This is a genomic window from Alteromonas aestuariivivens, from assembly GCF_003367475.1.
Taxonomy (GTDB): domain Bacteria; phylum Pseudomonadota; class Gammaproteobacteria; order Enterobacterales; family Alteromonadaceae; genus Alteromonas; species Alteromonas aestuariivivens.
Map to the genome: position 1 here is coordinate 648,063 of NZ_QRHA01000001.1, position 21,967 is coordinate 670,029.

At 52.2% G+C, this 21,967-nt stretch carries 21 protein-coding genes; 14 read left to right on the forward strand and 7 right to left on the reverse strand.

The window, feature by feature from the left end; genetic code table 11:
• Nucleotides 1-5 precede the first annotated feature (5 nt).
• The gene (locus tag DXV75_RS02695) at nt 6-1,436 is read left to right on the forward strand and encodes a sulfatase family protein (RefSeq protein WP_220272496.1); all 1,431 of its coding nucleotides are present in this window, start codon (nt 6-8) and stop codon (nt 1,434-1,436) included.
• A 46-nt stretch (nt 1,437-1,482) separates the two neighbouring features.
• Here the strand turns inward: DXV75_RS02695 and DXV75_RS02700 are convergent, their stop codons facing one another.
• A complete protein-coding gene (locus tag DXV75_RS02700) occupies nt 1,483-2,643 on the reverse strand; it encodes a glycoside hydrolase family 43 protein (protein ID WP_115591663.1) in 1,161 nt (386 codons plus the stop codon).
• 80 nt (nt 2,644-2,723) lie between these two features.
• Nucleotides 2,724-3,740, reverse strand: coding sequence for a Kelch repeat-containing protein (locus DXV75_RS02705; protein ID WP_115591664.1), 1,017 nt, complete (start codon nt 3,738-3,740; stop codon nt 2,724-2,726).
• Nucleotides 3,741-3,846: 106 nt separating this feature from the next.
• Between DXV75_RS02705 and DXV75_RS02710 the strand changes: the two genes are divergently transcribed.
• A complete protein-coding gene (locus tag DXV75_RS02710; protein WP_181898332.1) occupies nt 3,847-5,256 on the forward strand; it encodes an arylsulfatase in 1,410 nt (469 codons plus the stop codon).
• A 105-nt stretch (nt 5,257-5,361) separates the two neighbouring features.
• Here DXV75_RS02710 and ettA read toward each other — a convergent pair whose 3' ends face one another.
• Nucleotides 5,362-7,029: an energy-dependent translational throttle protein EttA gene (ettA, locus tag DXV75_RS02715; RefSeq protein WP_115591666.1), complete on the reverse strand. Its 1,668-nt coding sequence runs from the start codon at nt 7,027-7,029 to the stop codon at nt 5,362-5,364.
• 353 nt (nt 7,030-7,382) lie between these two features.
• On the opposite strand from ettA, the gene lpxD reads away from it, so the two are divergent.
• The 10 genes from lpxD (at nt 7,383) to DXV75_RS02765 (ending at nt 15,811) form a co-directional block, all read left to right on the forward strand.
• Nucleotides 7,383-8,411 carry a UDP-3-O-(3-hydroxymyristoyl)glucosamine N-acyltransferase gene (gene lpxD / locus DXV75_RS02720; protein ID WP_115591667.1) on the forward strand — a complete coding sequence of 343 codons (1,029 nt, stop codon included), beginning with the start codon at nt 7,383-7,385 and terminating at the stop codon, nt 8,409-8,411.
• Nucleotides 8,412-8,539: 128 nt separating this feature from the next.
• Nucleotides 8,540-9,796, forward strand: coding sequence for a serine hydroxymethyltransferase (gene glyA, locus DXV75_RS02725; protein ID WP_115591668.1), 1,257 nt, complete (start codon nt 8,540-8,542; stop codon nt 9,794-9,796).
• Nucleotides 9,797-9,850: 54 nt separating this feature from the next.
• Nucleotides 9,851-10,300, forward strand: a complete 450-nt coding sequence (gene nrdR / locus DXV75_RS02730) for a transcriptional regulator NrdR (protein WP_115591669.1) — start codon at nt 9,851-9,853, stop codon at nt 10,298-10,300.
• An 84-nt stretch (nt 10,301-10,384) separates the two neighbouring features.
• Nucleotides 10,385-11,467, forward strand: coding sequence for a bifunctional diaminohydroxyphosphoribosylaminopyrimidine deaminase/5-amino-6-(5-phosphoribosylamino)uracil reductase RibD (gene ribD / locus DXV75_RS02735; RefSeq protein ID WP_115591670.1), 1,083 nt, complete (start codon nt 10,385-10,387; stop codon nt 11,465-11,467).
• Nucleotides 11,468-11,486: 19 nt separating this feature from the next.
• Nucleotides 11,487-12,152, forward strand: coding sequence for a riboflavin synthase (locus tag DXV75_RS02740; RefSeq protein ID WP_115591671.1), 666 nt, complete (start codon nt 11,487-11,489; stop codon nt 12,150-12,152).
• Between the two features lie 31 nt (nt 12,153-12,183).
• Nucleotides 12,184-13,281 carry a bifunctional 3,4-dihydroxy-2-butanone-4-phosphate synthase/GTP cyclohydrolase II gene (gene ribBA, locus DXV75_RS02745; protein WP_115591672.1) on the forward strand — a complete coding sequence of 366 codons (1,098 nt, stop codon included), beginning with the start codon at nt 12,184-12,186 and terminating at the stop codon, nt 13,279-13,281.
• A gap of 113 nt (nt 13,282-13,394) precedes the next feature.
• Nucleotides 13,395-13,868, forward strand: a complete 474-nt coding sequence (gene ribH / locus DXV75_RS02750; RefSeq protein ID WP_115591673.1) for a 6,7-dimethyl-8-ribityllumazine synthase — start codon at nt 13,395-13,397, stop codon at nt 13,866-13,868.
• Between the two features lie 15 nt (nt 13,869-13,883).
• Entirely contained in the window at nt 13,884-14,306 is a 423-nt protein-coding gene (gene nusB / locus DXV75_RS02755; RefSeq protein ID WP_115591674.1) for a transcription antitermination factor NusB, read from the forward strand.
• 54 nt (nt 14,307-14,360) lie between these two features.
• The gene (gene thiL, locus DXV75_RS02760; RefSeq protein WP_115591769.1) at nt 14,361-15,326 is read left to right on the forward strand and encodes a thiamine-phosphate kinase; all 966 of its coding nucleotides are present in this window, start codon (nt 14,361-14,363) and stop codon (nt 15,324-15,326) included.
• Nucleotides 15,326-15,811 (forward strand): phosphatidylglycerophosphatase A family protein, encoded by a 486-nt coding sequence (locus DXV75_RS02765; protein WP_115591675.1) that lies wholly within the window; start codon nt 15,326-15,328, stop codon nt 15,809-15,811. The genes thiL and DXV75_RS02765 overlap by 1 nt, the downstream gene beginning before the upstream one ends.
• 113 nt (nt 15,812-15,924) lie before the next feature.
• Here DXV75_RS02765 and dxs read toward each other — a convergent pair whose 3' ends face one another.
• From dxs to xseB, 3 genes are all read right to left on the reverse strand, one after another.
• Nucleotides 15,925-17,790, reverse strand: coding sequence for a 1-deoxy-D-xylulose-5-phosphate synthase (dxs, locus tag DXV75_RS02770; protein ID WP_115591676.1), 1,866 nt, complete (start codon nt 17,788-17,790; stop codon nt 15,925-15,927).
• Nucleotides 17,791-17,827: 37 nt separating this feature from the next.
• A complete protein-coding gene (locus DXV75_RS02775; RefSeq protein WP_115591677.1) occupies nt 17,828-18,718 on the reverse strand; it encodes a farnesyl diphosphate synthase in 891 nt (296 codons plus the stop codon).
• A gap of 73 nt (nt 18,719-18,791) precedes the next feature.
• Nucleotides 18,792-19,037, reverse strand: coding sequence for an exodeoxyribonuclease VII small subunit (gene xseB / locus DXV75_RS02780; protein WP_115591678.1), 246 nt, complete (start codon nt 19,035-19,037; stop codon nt 18,792-18,794).
• A 249-nt stretch (nt 19,038-19,286) separates the two neighbouring features.
• Here xseB and pomA point away from each other — a divergent pair, with 249 nt between their 5' ends.
• Together pomA and DXV75_RS02790 are read left to right on the forward strand one after the other, a co-directional pair.
• Entirely contained in the window at nt 19,287-20,048 is a 762-nt protein-coding gene (gene pomA, locus DXV75_RS02785; protein WP_115591771.1) for a flagellar motor protein PomA, read from the forward strand.
• Between the two features lie 5 nt (nt 20,049-20,053).
• On the forward strand, nt 20,054-20,992 hold the full coding sequence (locus DXV75_RS02790; RefSeq protein WP_115591679.1) for a flagellar motor protein MotB: 939 nt from the start codon (nt 20,054-20,056) through the stop codon (nt 20,990-20,992).
• A gap of 74 nt (nt 20,993-21,066) precedes the next feature.
• Here the strand turns inward: DXV75_RS02790 and DXV75_RS02795 are convergent, their stop codons facing one another.
• Nucleotides 21,067-21,855, reverse strand: a complete 789-nt coding sequence (locus DXV75_RS02795; RefSeq protein WP_181898333.1) for a substrate-binding periplasmic protein — start codon at nt 21,853-21,855, stop codon at nt 21,067-21,069.
• Nucleotides 21,856-21,967: the final 112 nt, after the last annotated feature.

The following is a 21,967-nucleotide window of genomic DNA, read 5'->3' on the forward strand; positions in this document are numbered from 1 at the left end:
TCAATATGGCCCGCATGTTGGTATTGTTACTTGTGTTTTCGGTGGGGGCATTCGCTGCGCCGGATAGCCAGCGGCCTAACATCATTCTGATGGTGGCGGACGACCACGGACGTGAGGCATTTGGTGCCTATGGTAACGAGGCGATTCGAACTCCTCATTTGGATAAACTGGCGAGTGAAGGGTTGCGGTTCAACCATGCCTACGCCACTACCGCCAGTTGCAGTGCCAGCCGTTCTGTATTGCTGACCGGCCTGCATAACCACGCTAACGGCCAGTATGGCCATGAGCACAGCTACCATCATTTCAGTACCTTTGAGTCTGTCCGTAGCCTGCCGGTGAGGTTGTCGGAGGTCGGGTACGTAACTGCCCAGGTGGGCAAGTTTCATCTCGGGCCCAGGGAAGTCTACCGCTTTGACCAGTTTTTGAAAGTAAAACCGGACCCCACTCTGGGTCGTGAGGAGCGCAACAGTGTGGGCATGGCAAAAGCGGCGCAGGCACTAATAGAAAGCGCCGGTGACCAGCCTTTTTTCCTGTATCTTGCAACCAACGATCCCCACAGAGCTCATCTCACCAACTCGCTCGGGGACAATACCTTTGGTAACGCCGCAGACGACGAAGGGCAGGGGCTGGCGCGGCTGGATTACAAAGCCGAAGATGTCATTGTGCCGGATTACCTGCCGGACATTCCGGAAGCCCGCCGGGAACTGGCGGAATATTATCAGTCAGTTGGGCGGGTGGACGAAACCATGGGCGAACTGGTGCGAATGCTAAAAGCTGCCGGCCAGTATGAAAATACCGTGATCATTTATTTGTCGGACAATGGAACTGCCATGCCCGGCGCCAAAACTACGCTCTATGACCCTGGGGTACGTCTGCCGCTGGTGATCAAACCGGCTGGCAATTATTCCCAGGCGGGGGGGGCGACTGAGGCAATGGTCAGCTGGCCGGACATTACCCCTACCATTTTATCGCTAGCTGGGGTGCAAGTGCCGGGCGACGAATTTCATGGCCGTGACATCAGCCCGGTATTAAAGGCCCCGAATAAGACAGCGGGGTTTGATGAAGTATATGGTTCGCATACGTTTCACGAACTCACCATGTACTATCCGATGCGTTCGGTACGCACCCGGGATTTTAAGCTGATATGGAATATTGCCGCCGGTCTGAGATACCCGTTTGCCTCAGATCTCTATGTATCCAGCACCTGGCAGGGCACAACGGAGCGGGAGCTGGTTCGGTTTGGCAAACGCACCGTGGATGCCTACCTGCACCGACAGCCGTTTGAGCTTTATGACATGCGCGGTGACGGCAGCGAAGCCATTAATCTTGCTGAACATCCGGATTATCAGCACATCAAACAGGCGCTAATCGAAAAAATCCGTCAGTTTCAGCAGCAAACTTCAGACCCCTGGCAGTACAAATGGGAATATGAATGAGGGCATTAACGAAACCGCCGCAGGAAATATTGCGGCGGTTTAGCGTTTAACGGGAGCGTGGTCTCAGCGGCACCCTTTGTGGGGTGTAAGTCGGGCCATCAGACTGAAGATTACCGTCAGCGTCAAACCAGATGGGGTCAATGACCAGCATGGGTGATTGGCCTTCGATGATGCCATGGGCAGACAGCCACAAGCGTCCGTCCGGACCGGTAAACACTTCATTGTGACCTACCTGGTTGAATGGGTTGGCAGTATCGCCTTCGTATTTGAACCCACGCTGTTCGGCCATTTCCTGGTTTTGGGCACCGTAAAATGGGTTGTTCGGATGCTTGGTCCAGGGGCCGGTAATAGTTTTCGCCGTGGCATAACCGATTTCATACCCACGGGTCCAGCTGGAGTAGAACAGGTAGTAGGTGTCTTCGTTTTTGATCACATAAGCACCTTCGATGCCGATGGAATCCCATTCGTAATATTTCTCTACCTTGTCGATAGGCCGGCCATCGTAGCCCGGTGTTTTCTGACGTGAACCGTCCATATTCAGCGCATAGTCCACTTTGCCAGGCTGGATTGCACTGACCGGTTCGGTAAGGAAGGTTCCGGTTTCCAGGTCTATTTGGGCGAATCCGATGCCAAACCCTCTGCCTTGATTCCAGAACGCCCAAACTTTGCCGTCGTCGTCTTCAAAAAACGTAAGGTCGTTACCTTTTGTGAGCGGAGCCTCTTCAGTGACAACCCGGTATGGGCCTTCAAGGTTTTCTGCGACCGCGTAGCCGGTGTATTGACCCTCATAACCGAGTTCGTCGTTTCTGGCGTTGAACAGGGCGTACCATTTTCCGCCAATTTTGTGAATTTCCGGTGCCCAGAAGCGGCGGTAATACCATTTATCGGGTTGTGGGCGTTCAACCACATAATCGACAAAATCCCAGTGGTTGAGATCTTTGGAGCGGTACAGCACAACCCCCTGGTTAAGTTCTCCATCGGTCTCCTGTCGGGACCAGTGAGGATAGCTGGTCCCTGTCAGGTACCACCAGTCACCTTCGCGGAAAACCTGACAATCACGCAGACCGTTCGGGTCAATACCTGCCGTGATTGGGTTCTGGTACTCAAAATATTCAGTTTGTGTGGCTGCCACAGGTACCGTATTGCTGCATGAACTGAGGGTAAACAGGCCGCTGATAGCGGCTAACGCGGCGTGGGATGGCTTCATAATAATTCCTGACCGTCTAATTGTTGTTGAAATGTAATATAATATTAATTCTATGTGAACTGCGAAGTGGGAATTTTTTCTCACAAGCCGTTTACGATTTCCGGTAATGGCATGCGCTCAACGCTGTTGAGCTCCGGTTTTCCGCCCCTGGCACCGGAGCCACTGGCCGTCCAGATGTACCCATCTGCGATGCCCAGACCGGAGCCGTGCCGCCCTTGTAAAAGGCCCGGCAAACTCAGCCATTTCTGATTTTCGGGGTCGTAGACTTCGGTTTCATTGTGTGCAGGTGATTTGCGTTGGGATTCTCCACCCACAACCAGCAGTTTACCGTTCACCGCCAGTGTGGAGTTTCCTGCCCGCGGAGTGGGCAGCAACTGTGGCAGAACGCTCCAGCGGTTGGTTTGTAAGTCAAAAACATCGATCTGGGGGATAAGACGGGTAAATACCTCTTTGGTTGCCTGGGAGGTTTGCCGCCCCCCGGCGGCGTACAGCTTGTTGCCAATAACGGCGGCCTGGAAATGATCCCGGGAATGAGGTGCATCGGGCAGCTGTTGCCAGGTGTGTTTTTTGAGATCAAATGCATCGAGCCAGTTCACGTAGCCGCTGATGTGGCCGTTGGTGGTACCTGCAATCAGATACAGCACATCACCAACTATCACCACCCCGGCCGCACCCCGACGCCTGGACTCCGGAATCTCAGGTCCTTTCTGCCAACTGTCTCTGGCCGGGAAGTAAAAATAAATATTGGGCACCGGCTTTTCCCCAGGGTAAGGGCCGGTCAGAGCACCGGCAATGATGATCCTGTCCTGCCAGAAAACCGGCTGGAAGTGATGAAGTTCGATAGGAGGTGCTGCCCGTGTCATCCATTTTCCTGAGTCGAGTGCCAGCATATCCAGTGGCTGAATACGGCGCCCACCAAGCAAATAGAGGTTTTTTTCCACCACCACCAAACCGGCCTCATGGCGCGGGTGCATCTCGCCACTTGCACTGAACGCCTGCCATTGCGCCGTTGCGTGCTGGTTAAAGAGGACTAAAAGCAATCCACACCAAAGGGATAACGGCAGCCGAACGTAGTACCGGGAAAAGGGACGTGACATAGTAAAGGCCTTGTTGACAATGAGATATGTCCGACTTGCACAGCCCGAAGGAAATCTCTATTATGAATTACAAATATATTACAATATTAACAATGGGTGTCCAGTAGTGAAAAAACTGTGGTTTGCATATTTGTTATGTGTTTCGTTTTCGGTAACAGCAGAGCGCCATCCTCCGAATGTCATATTCGTTTTGGCTGATGATCTGGGTTACAACGAAATTGGTGCCTACGGTCAGCAGAAAATTCATACGCCGAATCTGGATAAGCTGGCTGAACAAGGGATGCGTTTTACGCAATTCTACGCCGGAGCGCCGGTATGTGCGACGTCGCGCAGTGTATTAATGACCGGCCAGCATGCTGGGCACACACGGGTGCGGGGTAACGCATTTCCAGAAGATAACGGCCGACAGGAATTGTATGCCGAGGACTTTACACTGGCGGAATTATTCAAACAGGCCAATTACCGTACGGCGCTTATTGGCAAGTGGGGGCTGGGCATGAACAACACGCAGGGCCACCCAAATGAGCAAGGCTTTGATTACTTTTTCGGTTATTTGAGCCAGCATCACGCGCACAACTTTTATCCCACATTTCTGTGGCGCAATGATTTAAAGGTCGGATTGCCTAACACCGTGCGCCCTATGGGCAATGGACATCTGTACGGAGCGGGGGTGGCCGTTGACAAAAAAGTGTATGCCCCTGATTTATTCATTGATGAAGCGTTGAGCTTCATTCAGCAAAACCGGCAGCAGCCATTTTTCCTTTACTATGCCACCAATGTGCCCCATTCGAATAATGAGGCCACTACTATACGCCGGGCCGATGGTGCCGAAGTACCTGAGTTGGGGGAATACGAGAGTACCGACTGGCAACTGGGTTCCAAACGTCATGCAGCGATGATAACCCGCATGGACAGGGATATTGGTGCCATGATGGAGCAGGTAAAGCAGTTAGGCATGGAGGACAACACCATTTTTATCTTTAGTTCCGATAACGGTCCTCACGTTGACCATGCAGAACCTATGGACTTCTTCTCTCCCAGCGCACCTCTGCAGGGTTGGAAAATGGAGTTGTGGGAAGGCGGCATTCGTGTGCCTCTCATTGTCCGCTGGCCGGCCACGGTTCCTGCGAATGTGGTCAGTAATGAAGTGGGTTATTTTGGTGATTTTATGGCGACGTTTGCCGACATTACGGGTCAACCGGTCCCGGCAGGTACCGACAGTCAGTCTCTGATGCCGCTATGGCAACAACAAACACAAAACTACAAACCTCATGAATACCTGTATTGGGAATTCAAAGGTCGCGATACCGGTGTGGTGGCACTTAAGGATGGCCGTTGGAAAGGTATCGTGCGGGATGAAGACCCAACCAGATTGGCATTGTTCGATTTGGCTGCCGATGTGGCTGAGCAGCGGGATGTCAGCCAGGACCATCCTGAACTGGTCGAGGAATTGTGGGCTTACCTACGCAGTGCACGCAGCGAAAGCGAACACTGGCCACCTATCATCACGTTTTAATAGGCTCTGTTGGAAAGGCGTTTATTTGCAGAGTGTTTAGTTTGAAACGTGGGATATTGTTATACTATTGGGCCCGCAGTTAGCGGGCCTTTTTGGGTGTGATGATTACTTGGCAATACGCTTGTATTTGAGGCGGTGTGGTTCCACCACATCCTGACCGTAGGTATTTTTAAGCCAGGTTTCGTAGTCGTTGTAGTTACCTTCGAAGAAGTTCACCTTACCTTCATCGCGGTAATCCAGGATGTGGGTGGCTACCCGATCAAGGAACCAGCGGTCGTGCGAGATAACCATGGCACAGCCGGGGAATTCCAGCAGGGCATTTTCCAGTGCCCGCAGGGTTTCCACGTCAAGATCGTTGGTCGGTTCGTCAAGCAGCAACATGTTTCCGCCGGCTTTAAGCAGCTTGGCCAGGTGCACCCGGTTGCGCTCACCACCGGACAAATCCTTGATGAATTTCTGCTGGTCAGTGCCTTTGAAATTAAAGCGGCTGCAATAGGCGCGGCTGTTAATTTCGAAATTGCCGATGCGGATGATGTCCTGATCGTTGGATACTTCTTTCCACACCGTGTTGTTTTCGTTCATGTGATCGCGGAACTGCTCAACACTGGCGATCTGAACGGTTTCACCAATCACGATTTCTCCGCTATCTGGTTGCTCGGAGCCGGTCAGCATGCGGAACAGGGTGGACTTACCCGCGCCGTTGGGACCGATGATGCCGACAATTGCACCTTTGGGTACGGTGAAATTCATGTCGTCAATCAATACCCGATCGCCGTAGGATTTCTTCAGGCTTGATACTTCAATGACCTTATCTCCAAGGCGTTCGCCCGGTGGAATGAATAGTTCATTGGTTTCGTTACGTTTTTGGTAATCGGAAGTTGATAGCTCTTCAAACCTCGCCATACGGGCTTTGCTTTTCGCGTGGCGACCTTTCGGGTTGGAACGAACCCATTCCAGTTCCTGTTTCATGGACTTCTGTCGGGCTGATTCGGTGCGCTCTTCCTGTTCCAGGCGTTTTTCCTTCTGTTCCAGCCAGGAAGAGTAGTTGCCCTCCCAAGGAATACCATGGCCTCGGTCCAGTTCCAGGATCCAGCCGGCAACGTTATCGAGAAAATAGCGATCGTGGGTGATAGCAACCACGGTGCCTTCGTAATCGTGCAGGAAGCGTTCCAGCCAGGCCACGGACTCAGCGTCCAAATGGTTGGTGGGTTCGTCCAGCAACAACATGTCGGGTTTTTCGAGTAACAGGCGGCACAGGGCGACCCGGCGTCGTTCACCACCAGACAGTTTGCTGACATCGGCGTCCCAGGGGGGCAGGCGCAGGGCATCAGCGGCACGTTCCAGGGCATTGTCGAGATTGTGGCCGTCTTTGGCCTGAATGATGGCTTCCAGTTCCCCCTGCTCTTTGGCCAGTGCGTCGAAGTCGGCGTCCGGCTCGGCGTAGGCCGCGTACACTTCATCCAGGCGTTTGAGCGCATAAGCCACATCGGCAACCGCTTCTTCAATGTTGCCGCGTACGTCTTTGGATTCGTCGAGCTTTGGCTCCTGCGGCAGATAGCCGATCTTTATGCCTGGCTGGGGCCGGGCTTCACCTTCAATTTCGGTATCCACGCCCGCCATAATGCGCAACAGGGTGGATTTACCAGCGCCATTTAAACCCAGAACACCAATTTTGGCGCCAGGAAAAAAGCTCAGGGAAATGTCTTTTAGAATGTGACGATTGGGCGGAACGATCTTGCCCACCCGGTGCATGGAATATACGTATTGTGACATGGAATGTCCTTGGGAAATTAAAGCTTTGTTGTATCCGGTTACGAGGCCGATCTTAACGATACACAACAGAATACCCAAGACCAATTGCCTCTGAAGCGCGGAAGGGTAACAGAAACTTGCTGAGGTAAAAATAGGTGCTCTTTAGAATTTATACCAATCCGTTGATAGTTGCTATTCTCAGGGAAGCTGCAGGACTGTTACGCAGGTGTGGGCCTTTTTCGGGTTTTAGCCTGCAGTGTTCACAGTATTGTGCTGTAAAATTGCCCAAGTGCTTAAAATTCGCAGTTTTCAGGGCGACGAAATGGCGCTTTTACAGTAGCATATGCGCCAAATTGCTCTTTTAAGGAAGCCGGATGACCAATCAAGCTAAAACGGCCTATACCCTGTCTGAACTGGCAGAACATGTAGGCGGGCAGGTCCAGGGCGACGGAGACGTTTCCATATCAGGTGTAGGAACCCTGTCTCAAGCCACAGGCCAGCAAATCTCTTTTCTAACCAATACCAAATATAAGCCGCAACTGTCCAGTACCCAGGCCGGTGCAGTTATTCTGCAGCCCAAAATGGCTGGCGACAGTCCGGTACCAGGCCTTTTACACAACAATCCTCATGCCGCGTTTGCCCGCATCGCACAGTTATTTGATACCACGCCAGCTACCGCAGATGGCATAGCTTCCTCAGCGGTGGTCGCATCGTCGGCCTCTTTGGGGGCCAATGTGGCGCTTGGTCACAATGTGATCATCGAGGACAACGTGGTACTGGGCGACAATGTGGTTATCGGTGCCAATACCGTTGTCGGCAAGGGAGCGAAAATTGGTGAAGGAAGCCGGATTTACCCCAATGTGACGATTTACCATGACGTTCAGATTGGCAAGCGGGTAACCATTCACAGCCAGAGCGTAATTGGGGCCGACGGGTTCGGGTTTGCCAACGACAGTGGCGTGTGGGTTCCCATACCACAGACCGGCACGGTGCTGATTGGAGATGACTGCAGCATCGGCGCATCAACAAGCATCGACCGCGGGGCCATGGACGATACCATCATCGGCAACAACGTCATTATCGACAATCAGGTGCAGATAGCGCACAACTGCATTGTTGGCGATCATTCCTGCATCTGCGGTTCGACCGGTATTGCCGGCAGTTGCCATATCGGTAAATACGTGATTATCGGTGGCGGATGCGGGGTGAATGGTCACATCAGCATCTGCGACAAAGTGCAGATCACCGGGTATACCATGGTGGTGCAGGACATTACCGAACCTGGTGTGTATTCATCCGGCCAACCGGCCATGCCCAACCGCGAATGGCGCAAGAATGCCGTACGATTACGCCAGATTGATGCCCTGTATGATAGGGTTAAAGCATTGGAAAATAAGGCCTGAACCGACTGTACGGTGAAATTCACGGCCGATTGGTATAAATCGGCCACAAAGCGGTATACATACTGGTCAAAATGAATAGAATATGCCTTCGTTTAAAGCCATCGCATTTACGCAGTTAAGGAGCCTTCATGTTACCTCGTGAAATGACCATTGCCGATTTTGATCCGGAATTGGCTGAAGCCATGAGCAAAGAAAATGAGCGTCAGGAACACCACATTGAACTGATTGCCTCAGAAAACTATTGCAGCCCCCGGGTCATGGAAGCGCAGGGATCACAGCTGACAAACAAATACGCTGAAGGTTATCCTGGCAAGCGTTACTACGGCGGTTGCGAGCACGTTGATGTGGTTGAGCAACTGGCGATTGATCGTGCCAAGCAACTGTTCGGTGCGGAGTACGCCAACGTGCAGCCTCACTCCGGTTCACAGGCTAACGCTGCAGCCTTTATGGCGCTGTTGAATGCCGGTGACACTGTTCTGGGTATGAGCCTGTCTGAAGGTGGTCACCTGACGCATGGCTCCCACGTTAATTTCTCAGGTAAAACCTACAATGCGGTTCAGTACGGTCTGAATGAAGAAACCGGCGAAATCGATTACGAGCAGGTTGAAGCGTTGGCCGAAGAACACAAACCGAAAATGATCATTGGCGGTTTTTCTGCGTACTCCGGCATTGTTGACTGGCAGCGTTTTCGCGCCATTGCTGACAAAGTAGGCGCCTACCTGCTGGTGGATATGGCACACGTAGCGGGCCTGGTAGCGGCAGGTGTGTATCCTAACCCGCTGCCACATGCCCACGTTGTTACCACTACCACGCACAAAACTCTGGCCGGCCCCCGTAGCGGTCTGATTTTGTCTGCCTGTGGCGACGAAGACATTTACAAAAAGCTTAACAGCTCAGTGTTCCCTGGAAATCAGGGGGGCCCGCTGTGCCACGTGATCGCGGCCAAAGCGGTGGCGTTCAAGGAAGCCCTGCAGCCGGAATTCAAGGAATATCAGCAACAGGTTGTCACCAATGCTAAAGCTATGGTGGCGGTAATGCAGGAGCGCGGATACAAAATCGTTTCCGGTGGTACTGATAACCATCTGTTCCTGCTGGACCTGATCGACAAAGACATTACCGGTAAAGACGCCGATGCCGCGCTGGGTCGTGCCAACATCACCGTAAACAAAAACTCGGTTCCCAAAGATCCCCGTTCACCGTTTGTAACCAGCGGTCTGCGCATTGGCAGCCCGGCCATTACCCGCCGCGGCTTCAAAGAAGAGCAGGCCAGACAGGTTGCCAGTTGGATTTGTGACGTACTGGATAACCTGGGTGACGAGAGTGTTGAAGCCCGCGTTAAGCAGGAAGTTCTGGCACTGTGCGAGCAGTTTCCGGTTTACGCCTGATAGTCAGTCGTGGCGTTGTTCTCATTCGGGGGCAACGCCCAATGAGGACAACCCATGTTTTGCCCGTTTTGCAGCGCTCAGGAAACCAAAGTCATTGACTCTCGCCTTGTTGCCGAGGGACATCAGGTGCGCCGCCGCCGGGAATGTATTGTGTGTCACGAGCGCTTTACTACCTTTGAAAGCGCGGAACTGGTGATGCCTAGGGTTATCAAACGGGATGGCTCCCGTGAGCCCTTCAACGAGGACAAACTGCGCGCCGGCTTGCAGCGTGCGCTGGAAAAGCGGCCGGTGAGTACCGAAAAAGTTGAGCAGTGCGTGTTGTCCCTCAAATCCAAACTTCGCGCTACCGGAGAGCGGGAAGTGGCCAGCGAATTACTGGGCAATCTGATCATGAATGCGTTGAAAGAACTGGATAAGGTAGCTTACGTGCGTTTTGCTTCTGTGTACCGTTCTTTTGAAGACATTCGGGAATTCGGAGAAGAAATTGCCAAGCTCGGCGACTGATGGCTGCCATATTGAATTTCCCCTCAATTACAGAGTGTTGAGGAGTTAGCTGTGAACTTCTCTTCCGCTACTGATTTCCATTGGATGGCAGAAGCCATCAAACTGGCCCGAAAAGGGCGTTTCACTACGTCTCCCAATCCCAGAGTGGGATGCATTGTTTTAGACGCTTCTGGCGAACTGGTGGGGCAGGGCTACCATATACAGGCAGGCACCCCGCACGCTGAAGTGCACGCCTTGCGCCAGGCGGCCGAGCGGGCCAATGGCGGTACGGCCTATGTCACTCTGGAACCCTGTAGTCATTTCGGGCGCACGCCACCCTGTGCTGATGCCCTGATTGAGTCGGGGGTAAGCCGTGTGGTTGTAGCCATGACCGACCCGAACCCACAGGTGAGTGGACAGGGTATCCGCCGTTTGCGTGATGCCGGTATTGAAGTGGTGTGTGATGTCCTCAGGTCGCAGGCAGAGCAGCTCAATCGCGGGTTTATCAAGCGCATGACCACCGGGTTGCCGTGGATTACGGTGAAGATGGCTATCAGTCTGGACGGTAAAATTGCCCTCGCCAATGGGGTCAGTCAATGGATCACCGGCCCGCAAGCCAGGCGCGATGTGCAGTTGCACCGCGCCGCCAGTTGTGGGGTCCTGACTGGTTCCGGCACCGCATTGGCGGATGACCCCAGTTTACTGGTGCGCGAACAACAGGCCCGTTTTGACGAATATCCTCTCGAAACTCTGCGCCAGCCAGTGCGCATAGTGGTAGATACGGCTGGCAGTCTGCCCGAGACTTTGCAATTGTTTCGGGACGGTTTTACCACCTGGATTGCCAGTGCGTCCGGTGCTGCGGCTGCATCCGACAACGTGATAAACTTGCCGACTGGCCGTAATGGAAAGGTGGATTTACGAGCTTTGCTGGTGGAGCTGGGCCAGCGTCAGTTGAATGAGGTGTGGGTTGAGGCCGGGCCGTTACTGGCAGGAGCTTTTTTTGCCGATGGCCTGGTGGATGAACTGATTGTGTATCAGGCACCCAAACTGCTGGGCAGCGAAGGCCGATCTATGCTGGTACTGCCCGAGTTTACAGCCTTGAACCAGGCGATTGAGTTGGAACTTCAGCATCAGTGCCAGGTTGGCAATGATAGCAAAATGACCTATCTGGTGCGACGCACCGGATAACCGAAAAGAGAGTTATTGCATGTTTACCGGAATTATTCAGGCATTGGGTACCATCCGCAGTCTCCAGAATAAAGGCGATGACATCCGTCTGACTGTCGCCAGCGGCGGGTTGGATATGTCAGACGTTGCTCTGGGTGACAGCATTGCAACCAACGGTGTGTGTCTGACCGTAGTCGATTTTGGTGATGACTATTACGCAGCCGATGTGTCGGCAGAGACTATCCGTCTTACCGGCTTTGCTAATTATAAAGCGGGCTCGAAGGTGAATCTGGAAAAGGCCATGCGCCCGATAGACCGCTTCGGCGGTCACATTGTCTCCGGCCATGTCGATGGCGTAGGGGAGATTACCCGGATTATTGATCACAGCGACTACGTTGAAATCTGGGTTAAGGCCCCCAATGATCTGGCCAAATACATTGCTCACAAGGGCAGTATCACCGTAGATGGTGTGAGCCTCACGGTGAATAAGGTCAACGGCGCTGAATTTATGCTGTGGATCATACCGCATACGCTCAAGGAGACCGTGATTGGTAACTATCGTGCGGGTACCAGGGTCAATCTGGAAGTGGATGTCATTGCCCGCTATCTTGAGCGATTGATGATGGGTGAAAAAGCGTCCCAGCCGACTCAGGGAAAAGGTATTGATATGGCGTTTCTGGCAGAAAACGGTTTTCTTCGCAAGTAGTCCGAATATTTAGGTTTTTAAGAATTAATTTATGGCATTAAACAGCACTGCAGAAATCATCGAAGACATTCGTCAGGGTAAAATGGTGATCCTGATGGATGATGAGGATCGGGAAAACGAGGGTGACCTGATCATGGCTGCCGAACACGTCACTCCTGAAGCGATCAATTTTATGGTGACGCATGCCCGTGGATTGGTGTGTTTACCCATGACCCAGCAGCGTTGCCGCAAACTCAAGCTTCCATTAATGGTGGATAACAACGAAGCCCAGTTTTCAACCAATTTTACCGTATCCATTGAGGCAGCCCGTGGGGTTACCACCGGCATTTCTGCCGCCGACAGAGCCACCACTATACGCGCTGCGGTGCACCCTGGTGCTGTCTCTACCGATATCGTGCAGCCCGGTCATATATTTCCACTGATAGCCAAAGATGGTGGCGTACTGAATCGTGCCGGGCACACCGAAGCCGGTGTGGACCTGGCTCGTCTGGCGGGCTGTGAGCCTGCCGCAGTGATTGTCGAAATCCTCAATGACGACGGCACTATGGCCCGTAGACCGGAGCTGGAAGCATTTGCACAAAAACACAATATCAAAATAGGCACCATTGCCGATTTGATCGAATACCGTAATCTTAACGAAACTACCATCGAAAAAGTCGCCCAGTGTCATCTTCCCACTGAATACGGAGACTTTGAGCTGCATACCTTCAAGGATGTGATAGACAATCAGGTGCATTTCGCACTGGTGAAAGGTGACATTCTTGAGCATGAAGCTACATTGGTACGTGTTCACTTGCATAACACCTTCAGTGATTTGCTCGGCTCAACCCGTTCAATTAAACGTTCCATGACGCTACCAGAGGCAATGCAGCGTATTGCCAGCGACGGTGGAGTGCTGGTGCTGCTGGGCAAGGAAGAACATGTAGAAAACCAGGTTCGGCGTTTTGCCGCAGAAGATCGCGGTGAGCAGTCTCCCGGTGCCGACTGGCAGGGGTCCTCAAGAACCGTTGGGGTGGGCAGCCAGATTCTGGCGACACTGGGTGTGAAGAAAATGCGCCTGCTGAGTAAACCTATCAAGTATCACGCTCTGTCCGGGTTTGGCCTGGAAGTGGTGGAGTACGTTCATTAATGTCTGCCGGTGTGTATCGGTGCCGACAGCCGCACCGGAACACACAATCAAGCCATTCAGTTTACGCGCAGTTGTGCTATACTGCGCGCCGTTTTTCACGAGGATTTATACGCATGCAGGTCATTGAAGGTAACATTCGCGCAACCGGTAAGAAATTTGCCGTTATCGTGTCCCGTTTTAACAGCTTTGTGGTAGAAAGTTTGCTGGAAGGTGCTTTGGATACACTGGAGCGTCACGGTGAAGTAAACGAAAACGACATTACCCTGGTTCGGGTGCCTGGTGCCTATGAACTGCCTGTGGTTGCCAAAAAACTGGCAGAAAAAGGTGGATTTGATGCCATAATTGCTCTTGGGGCAGTGATCCGTGGTGGTACACCGCACTTTGACTTTGTTGCCGGTGAATGCAACAAGGGGCTGGCCCAGGTAGCGTTGGAGTACGGTCTGCCGGTATCTTTTGGCGTGATCACCACCGACTCCATCGAACAGGCGATTGAGCGTTCCGGAACCAAAGCGGGCAACAAGGGTGCTGAAGCAGCACTGGGCGCGCTGGAGATGGTGAACGTAATCTCATCATTAAACGACCTGTAAACAAAGGTTTATTACGTGAAAGTGTCAGCACGACGTAGAGCGCGTGAAATCGCGCTGCAGGGGATTTACTCCTGGCAAATGAGCAAAAATCCGGTTGAGCAGATTGAACTGTCTCTGGCCACCAGCAATGACATGCAGAAAGTGGACATGGTTTACTTTCAGGGCCTGTTGCGAGGCGTGGTTAAGCAGGCCGATGTCCTGGACGCTTCGATCAAACCTTATCTTGGGCGTTTGCCGGAAGAGCTCGATCCCATTGAAAAAGCCATTTTACGCCTCGCTACTTTTGAACTGACCGAGCGCATGGACGTGCCTTATCGGGTGATCATCAACGAGGCGATTGAACTTGCCAAGTCGTTTGGTGCCGAGGAAAGCCACAAATTCATCAACGGAGCTTTGGATAAGGCCGTCCGCACCTTACGAGAGCATGAACGGGGTTAAGTGATTCCCCGTTCATGCCTGCTTCATAGCATTAACTTTACTTCGAATTATAACGTGAAAGAATTTGACCTTATAGGCCGCTATTTTGCCAATGGCGGTTACCAACGCAAGGATGTGCTGGTGGGAATTGGGGACGATTGTGCCATCACCACTCTGGCCGAGAATCAACAACTGGCGATTACAACCGATACCTTGGTTGCGGGAGTACACTTCCTTCGAGACGCGCCAGCCCGATCGGTAGCTCACAAAGCCGTTGCTGTTAACCTCAGTGATTTGGCTGCGATGGGAGCCGAGCCCGCCTGGATCAGTTTGTCACTGTCCATGCCACAGATGGATGAGGTATGGCTTGCAGAATTTGCCGAGGGGCTGCATGAGCTTACCCAGTATTATTCGGTACAACTGATCGGTGGCGATACAGTAACCGGCCCTCTTGCAATGACAATTACCGCTCAGGGTTTTATACCGCCGGGCAGCGAACTGAAGCGCAGTGCAGCCAGACCAGGAGACTGGATCTACGTTACTGGTACCCTGGGTGACGCCGGTGCGGGCCTGGCGATACTGAAAGGTGAGGTTGAGGCACAGTCTCCGGAGCGGGATATTCTGGTAAACCGCCATTTGTATCCCACACCAAGAGTCGCCGCCGGCACAGCCCTGCGACGAACGGCGAATGCCTGTATCGACATTTCCGACGGAATGCTGGCCGATCTGGGCCATATTCTTAAGGCATCGGGTTGCGGAGCCACAGTGCACGTAGACAGGTTGCCCATATCCAGGGCGCTTTATCAGCACGCTGGCGCCAAGCAAGCTTACGAGTTGGCTCTCACATCCGGTGATGATTACGAACTTCTGTTTACCGTGAGCGAGGAGCAGCGCGGGAACCTGGAGACCTCACTGGCCAGCACCAACGTCAAAGCAACCTGCATTGGGCAGGTAACCGGCCAGACTGGTAAAGTCGACCTGAAGCTGTATGATGAGCCCTATCAGCCTCCCGAAAAAACTGGTTACCAGCACGAGTTTTAATGCAGCCCGAATTCAGAAAGCGCATATCTTTGCTAAACCCCATCCATTTTTGTGCGTTGGGGTTTGGTAGCGGGCTGATTCCTGTAATGCCCGGAACCTTCGGTTCTCTGGCCGCCATTCCGTTGTTACTGTTGTGTGGTGCTCTTTTGCCGTGGCAGTTTGCCGCCATTACTGTGCTACTGAGTGTGGCCGGTATCTACATTTGTGGAAAAACCGCGTATGACATGAAGGTGCACGATCACGGTTCCATTGTGTGGGACGAAGTGGCGGGCATGTTTGTGACCTTTCTGCTGGTCCCCCTGAGTGCCTCCAGTCTGGCGCTGGGCTTTGTACTGTTTCGCTTTTTCGATATCGTCAAACCCTGGCCTATTGGCCTGATTGACAAGCGTTTGCACGGTGGTACCGGGATAATGCTGGATGATCTTGTGGCAGGTGTAATGGCCTGTGTGTGTTTGCACACCACGTTATACCTATGGCCTTTTTAAGCACCTAAAACCGATAGCGTAGCGTCTGCTGAGTGCTTACTGTGAAAAACGTGAATTTATCAACACTTTGAAATGGCCCTTTAAGGGCCATTTCAGTATTCAACGGGCTGGGATTATTCGCCCAGGGCAGTGCGCACTCTTCTGATAATTCCGGGCGCATCTAATTCGTGTTCGGCGTACATTTGTTGCTGGCTGCCCTGCAATATAAAGCTGTCTGGCAGACCCAGATGAAGCACTGGTTTCAGGGTCTGGCCAGAGGCCAGATATTCGGACACTGCACTACCAGCGCCCCCCATCACACAACCATCCTCAAGCGTGACAAGCAGGTCGTGCTTTTTCGCTGCCTCGTCCAGCGCGGCGGTATCCAAAGGTTTGACAAAACGCATGTCGTAGAGAGTAGCATCAAGAGTTTCTGCCGCCTCTTCAGCGTAAGGCAACAGGGTGCCAAAATTGAGAATGGCGACTTTTTTACCTGTGCGCAGTGTGCGTGATTTACCCGGTTCAATTTCGTACATGTCGCTATCGGGAACCACACCTTTGCCGGCACCTCGAGGGTAGCGCACTGCCGCAGGCTGCCGCGCCTTGTGCCCGGTATACAGCATTTGACGGCATTCGTTTTCATCAGCCGGTGTCATTATTAGCATATTCGGAATACAGCGCAGGAAGGCGATATCAAACGCTCCCTGGTGGGTTGGTCCGTCGGCACCGACTATCCCGGCGCGATCGATGGCAAACAGGACCGGCAGATTTTGCAGAGCCACGTCGTGGATTAACTGATCGTAAGCGCGCTGCAGGAAAGTAGAGTAAATCGCCACCACAGCATTGTAGCCTTCTTTCGCCAACCCCGCGGCAAAGGTGACAGCGTGCTGTTCTGCAATGGCAACGTCGAAATACTGCTCGGGGTACTGTTGTGAAAACGCCACCATCCCTGAACCTTCTCGCATGGCCGGAGTAATCGCCATCAGTTTGGGGTCCTGGGCAGCCATGTCGCACAGCCACTGGCCGAAAATAGCGGAAAAGCTGGGCGCTGAAGGAGCCGATTTTGGCAGAGATTGTTCCGCTGGGTTGAATTTGGGAACCGCGTGGAATTTAATCGGGTCTTTTTCTGCCTGCGGGTAGCCCTTACCCTTGCAGGTGACTACATGCAGCAGTTGCGGCCCTTTGAACTTACGCATGTTGCGCAGGGTGTCAACCATGGCATTCACATCATGGCCATCGATGGGGCCGATGTAGTTAAACCCCAGTTCTTCGAAAATGGTACCAGGAACTACCATACCTTTGAGGTGTTCTTCTGCGCGGCTTGCAAATTCCTTGATGGGGGGAACATTACTGAGTAATTTTTTGCCACCGTCACGGATTTTATTAAAGAAATTTCCGGTCAGCAGGCGAGCCAGGTGGCTGTTGAGTGCGCCCACATTTTCCGATATCGACATTTCGTTGTCATTCAGAACAACCAGTAAATCTTTATCGATGTCTCCGGCGTGGTTCATGGCTTCAAAGGCCATACCCGCAGTTAGGGCACCATCTCCGATAACCGCAACAATTTTTCGGCCCAGCGCTTCTTTTTCTGCGGCGACAGCCATCCCCAGCGCGGCACTGATGGAAGTAGAGGAATGCCCAACGGCGAAGGTATCGTAATCACTTTCCGGAGGCCAGGGGAAGGGGTGCAAGCCTTCCTTCTGGCGAATGGTTGACATTCTGTCTGCCCTGCCAGTAAGGATTTTGTGCGGGTAAGCCTGGTGGCCCACATCCCAGATCAGACGGTCAAAGGGCGTCTGATATACATAATGGAGAGCGACGGTCAGTTCAACAGTACCCAGGCCAGATGCAAAGTGACCACTGCTCTGGCTTACGCTGGCAAGCAGATATTGGCGTAATTCGTCAGCCAGGGTTTTCAGTTTGTCCTGAGGGAGCTTACGCAGTTCTTCAGGCGTATGAGCCAGTGCCAGGTTTGGATAATGTGCTAAATCTAGAGTCATTCTTAATCGTTCTTAAATTCGCCTGTCACGGCCTGCTTCAGTGGTCCCGTTTGACCATCAGGTCAGTGAACGCTGCTAAGTAGTCGGTATTGTAGGGTAAAGTGTGCAAAGCTTGAAGCGCTTGCGCATGCAGATTGGCTAATTCCTGCTTTGCAGGTGCCATACCCAGTAGCTGCGGAAAGGTGTTTTTACCCAGCTCAATATCAGAGCCCTGCGGTTTGCCTATTTGGGTGGCGTCGCCCTCAACATCCAGAATGTCGTCCTGCACCTGAAACGCAAGGCCAATCAGACGTGCGTATTCAATCAGTTGCTCGCGGTGCTGGGGAGCAAGGCTGTCACTGACCAGGGTGATCATTTCTACACATGCGCACAGCAATGCGCCGGTCTTGAGCTGATGTAAGCGGGTCAGTTCGGTCAGTGAAATGGTCTTGCCGGTGGAGGCAAGATCAATCGCCTGCCCGCCACACATACCCAGGTATCCAGCGGCCTTTGCCAGAATTGAAATCAACTGGGCACGCTTACTGTTGCCGCAGCTGCTCATAGGGTGGTCGGCCAGTATGGTAAAGGCCAGGGTTTGCAGTGCATCACCAGCCAGAATGGCTGTGGCTTCATCGAAGGCAATGTGGCAGGTAGGTTTCCCGCGGCGAAGATCATCATTATCCATGGCAGGCAAATCATCGTGCACCAGCGAGTACGCGTGAATACATTCAATAGCCATGCTGATGGTCAGTTGATCAGACCTTGGAATATCCAGGGTATTACCAACCAGGTGTACCAGCAGAGGGCGCATTCTCTTGCCTCCGGCCAGCAGAGCGTGTTGCATTGCCATTTTCAGTCTTGGAGCGTGTTCGGGCAGCAGATCAATCAGATTCAGCAGGCTGTCATCGGTATGCTGCTTGACCTGCTGGTGAAGATCTCTGAAATTCATAATAGTGCCTGTTGAAAAGTCGACAGATTAGGGCCGGTCTGACCCGGCTTTCATACTTGGAACGGGAAGGGTTTTACTCTGAGTCTTCGGATTTGAATTCCTGCAAGGTTTCCTGACCTTGCTCACTCAGTAAAATTTTCACTTTCTGTTCTGCCTGATCCAGCGCTTGCTGGCCAAGGCGGGAAAGCTTTACACCACGCTCAAATTTTTCCAAAGCCTCGTTCAGAGGTAATTCCCCCTGTTCCATTTCATTAACGATGGACTCCAGTTCGCTCAACGTTTGCTCAAATGTTGGGGTTGAAGGTGCTGATTTGCTCACAATAACGCTGCATTTATGTGTTGATTGCATTAAAGCGCACATTAACTGAGGGGCGGCGCAGGGTCAAATGGTTTGTCCTGTATGCCCGTTGTCGTATACGTGAGGACAATTTTGGTTATAGAAATCCTGAAAATTGCCGATAGAATAGCAGGCACAAAGTAGATTGGTGTCATAACTGTTTAATTTTTATCCATAACTCGCCCCAGTGGCGTGTTGCCAGCAGCGTAGTTGCGAAGTGAGGTACAGCAGGTGGATTTAGCAACCGTCATAGGTATTTTGGGTGCTATTGGTTTTGTCGTAATGGCTATGGTCAGTGGCGGCGAAGTGAACATGTTTTTGAATGTGCCATCCATTCTCATCGTGTTCGGTGGCAGCCTGTTTGTAGTGCTTTCCCAGTTTACCCTTGGACAATTCTTCGGTGCCGGGAAGATTGCCGGAAAAGCCTTCATGTTCAAAATTGACACGCCGGAAGACCTTATTGAGCGCGTTGTCGAGATGGCGGATGCGGCCCGTAAAGGCGGTTTTTTGGCACTGGAAGAACAGGAAATTGATAACCCTTTTATGCAAAAAGGGGTCGATATGCTGGTTGACGGCCATGACATCGAGGTGGTTCGCGAAACCCTGGCCAAAGACATTGCCATGACCAGTGAGCGACACGATTTCGGTGCCACAATATTTAAAAGTCTGGGTGACATCGCTCCGGCAATGGGCATGATTGGTACGCTAATTGGTTTGGTTGCCATGCTGTCGAACATGGATGACCCTAAAGCCATCGGGCCAGCAATGGCGGTAGCACTGCTGACAACCTTATATGGGGCATTTCTTGCCAACGTTATTTGCATTCCAATTGCGGTAAAGCTGGGCAATCGTGCGCAGGAGGAGCGCCTTAATCAGAAACTGATTTTGGATGGCATCATTGGTATTGCCGATGGGCAGAACCCCAGAGTGATCGAGGGAATGCTGAAAAATTACCTCGCTGCCAGTAAGCGCAACCCTGGTGACGACGAGTAAGCAGTATGGCTGATCAAGACGACTGCCCTAAATGCCCACCTCCCGGGTTGCCAGGTTGGATGGGGACCTTTGCTGATTTGATGTCGTTGCTGATGTGCTTCTTTGTACTGTTGCTGGCGTTTTCTGAAATGGACGTACTTAAGTTTAAGCAGATAGCCGGCTCCATGAAGTTTGCGTTCGGAGTGCAGAATAAAATTGAGGTAAAGGATATCCCTAAAGGCACCAGTGTCATTGCCATGGAATTTCGGCCCGGCCGGCCGGACCCGTCTCCGATTGAAACCATTCAGCAACAGACCATAGAAATGACCCAGCAGATGCTGGAGTTTCAGTCCGGTGAAGAAGACTCTGCAGGAGGCCGGCAGAAGCAGCGGGGAACCCAGCGTGGCGGACAGTCGCAGCAAACGGCCATGGAGCAGACTTCCTCCGCACAGAAAAGCCAGGACAACGAAGACGTCAGTGAGATGATGAAGAAAGTGGCGCAACAGCTGCAAAAGGAAATTCTGGACGGTGCCATTGAAATGGAATCTCTTGGTCAGCAGATAACCATTCGGATTCGAGAGAATGGTTCGTTTTCGGCGGGATCGGCATTTTTGCAGCCCCAGTTCAAACCAATCCTCAAAAAAATTGGTACCTTACTGGCGGACGTTCCTGGTGAAATAGAAATTTCCGGTCACAGTGACGGGCAGCATATATCTAATGAGTTGTATCGCTCCAACTGGGACCTTTCTGCCCAGCGGGCCGTGGCGGTAGCAGAAGAGCTGCGCCGTGCTCCAGGTTTTGAAGAATCCCGGATGTCAGTGGTTGGCAAAGCCAATACCGATCCGGTTGTCGCCGATGCCAAGAATGCCGATCAGCGGGCCAGAAATCGCCGGGTTGAAATTAACATCAATCAGGGTAAACCTATGCTTTCCAAACCGATTTCAGTCGTCGAGCCAGTTTCCTGATTGTCTGGATTAACGCCCGTTTTTGGGCGTTTTTATGCTTACTCAAAACACTACAGCTGATTGCGAGTATTTTGTTACTGTTTTGGCGGCGGATTTTCCCATCGCTTCTGAATGGAATGCAGTGTGCCGTTTTCGACAAGGGTCTGATACGCCTGCTTGAAGTCGTTAAACACCCTGTCTGGAGTTTGCTGGCTGAACGCAATGAACATAGCGTCTCTCTGGGAATCTATTCGTAGGCAGGGTTTAAAGTCTTCCAGCTTCAAACCCGCATCTTCTGCAAAGTAGGCCAGCGACAGGGTGGTTCCCATTATCATGTCAACCCGTTCACTTCTCAGCATGCCTATGGCCTGTTCCCAGTCAGTAACCAGATACAGATTGTTTGGAGACGTAAAGCCATTTTTTGTCAGGAACTGGTACTGATTGTCGTTGCGGGGCACCGCAATGAGGTAGCGCTTGGCATCATCGAGCGATTCAATCCGGATGTTGTTATTGGCGTTCAGACACCAGAGGTAATCCTGCTGACGATAGACTTCCCCGACCCACCTGAACAGGTTTTCCCTGCCCTGTGTTCTGGCGATGGAATAGATAAGGGTGTTTTTTTCTGTCAGTGCTCTTTGGTATGCACGGGCCCAAGGATAGACCCGTACCTCAAATGAATAATCCAGTTTGCCCAGCATGGCCTGAACAACCTGATGGGCCATTCCGGTAACCACGCGGTTATCCTGAACAACCTGAAAAGGGGGCAAGTGTTCTGTGACAATGCTTATCTTTTCATTTTCATTCTTCGCACTGGCGAAGCCGGTTAAGCCAGCTGCAACCACCAGTACTATCACTGATAAAGTTACAGTTGCATTGCCTTTCACATTAATTGCTCTTCAGGGTGAATATTAACACGCCATTTTAAAGCTAATTGCACGTTTAACGCCATAAAAAAACACCAGAAATTGGCGGTAGAGCCGGCGTGAATTCAGGTAA

Bases quoted from the DNA above. Each gene is read 5' to 3' on its own strand.
- DXV75_RS02695 (WP_220272496.1), top strand. From the start codon at position 6: ATGGCCCGCATGTTGGTATTGTTACTTGTGTTTTCGGTGGGGGCATTC.
- DXV75_RS02700 (WP_115591663.1), bottom strand. From the start codon at position 2,643: ATGAAGCCATCCCACGCCGCGTTAGCCGCTATCAGCGGCCTGTTTACC.
- DXV75_RS02705 (WP_115591664.1), bottom strand. From the start codon at position 3,740: ATGTCACGTCCCTTTTCCCGGTACTACGTTCGGCTGCCGTTATCCCTT.
- ettA (WP_115591666.1), bottom strand. From the start codon at position 7,029: ATGTCACAATACGTATATTCCATGCACCGGGTGGGCAAGATCGTTCCG.
- lpxD (WP_115591667.1), top strand. From the start codon at position 7,383: ATGACCAATCAAGCTAAAACGGCCTATACCCTGTCTGAACTGGCAGAA.
- glyA (WP_115591668.1), top strand. From the start codon at position 8,540: ATGTTACCTCGTGAAATGACCATTGCCGATTTTGATCCGGAATTGGCT.
- nrdR (WP_115591669.1), top strand. From the start codon at position 9,851: ATGTTTTGCCCGTTTTGCAGCGCTCAGGAAACCAAAGTCATTGACTCT.
- ribD (WP_115591670.1), top strand. From the start codon at position 10,385: ATGGCAGAAGCCATCAAACTGGCCCGAAAAGGGCGTTTCACTACGTCT.
- DXV75_RS02740 (WP_115591671.1), top strand. From the start codon at position 11,487: ATGTTTACCGGAATTATTCAGGCATTGGGTACCATCCGCAGTCTCCAG.
- ribBA (WP_115591672.1), top strand. From the start codon at position 12,184: ATGGCATTAAACAGCACTGCAGAAATCATCGAAGACATTCGTCAGGGT.
- ribH (WP_115591673.1), top strand. From the start codon at position 13,395: ATGCAGGTCATTGAAGGTAACATTCGCGCAACCGGTAAGAAATTTGCC.
- DXV75_RS02765 (WP_115591675.1), top strand. From the start codon at position 15,326: ATGCAGCCCGAATTCAGAAAGCGCATATCTTTGCTAAACCCCATCCAT.
- dxs (WP_115591676.1), bottom strand. From the start codon at position 17,790: ATGACTCTAGATTTAGCACATTATCCAAACCTGGCACTGGCTCATACG.
- DXV75_RS02775 (WP_115591677.1), bottom strand. From the start codon at position 18,718: ATGAATTTCAGAGATCTTCACCAGCAGGTCAAGCAGCATACCGATGAC.
- DXV75_RS02790 (WP_115591679.1), top strand. From the start codon at position 20,054: ATGGCTGATCAAGACGACTGCCCTAAATGCCCACCTCCCGGGTTGCCA.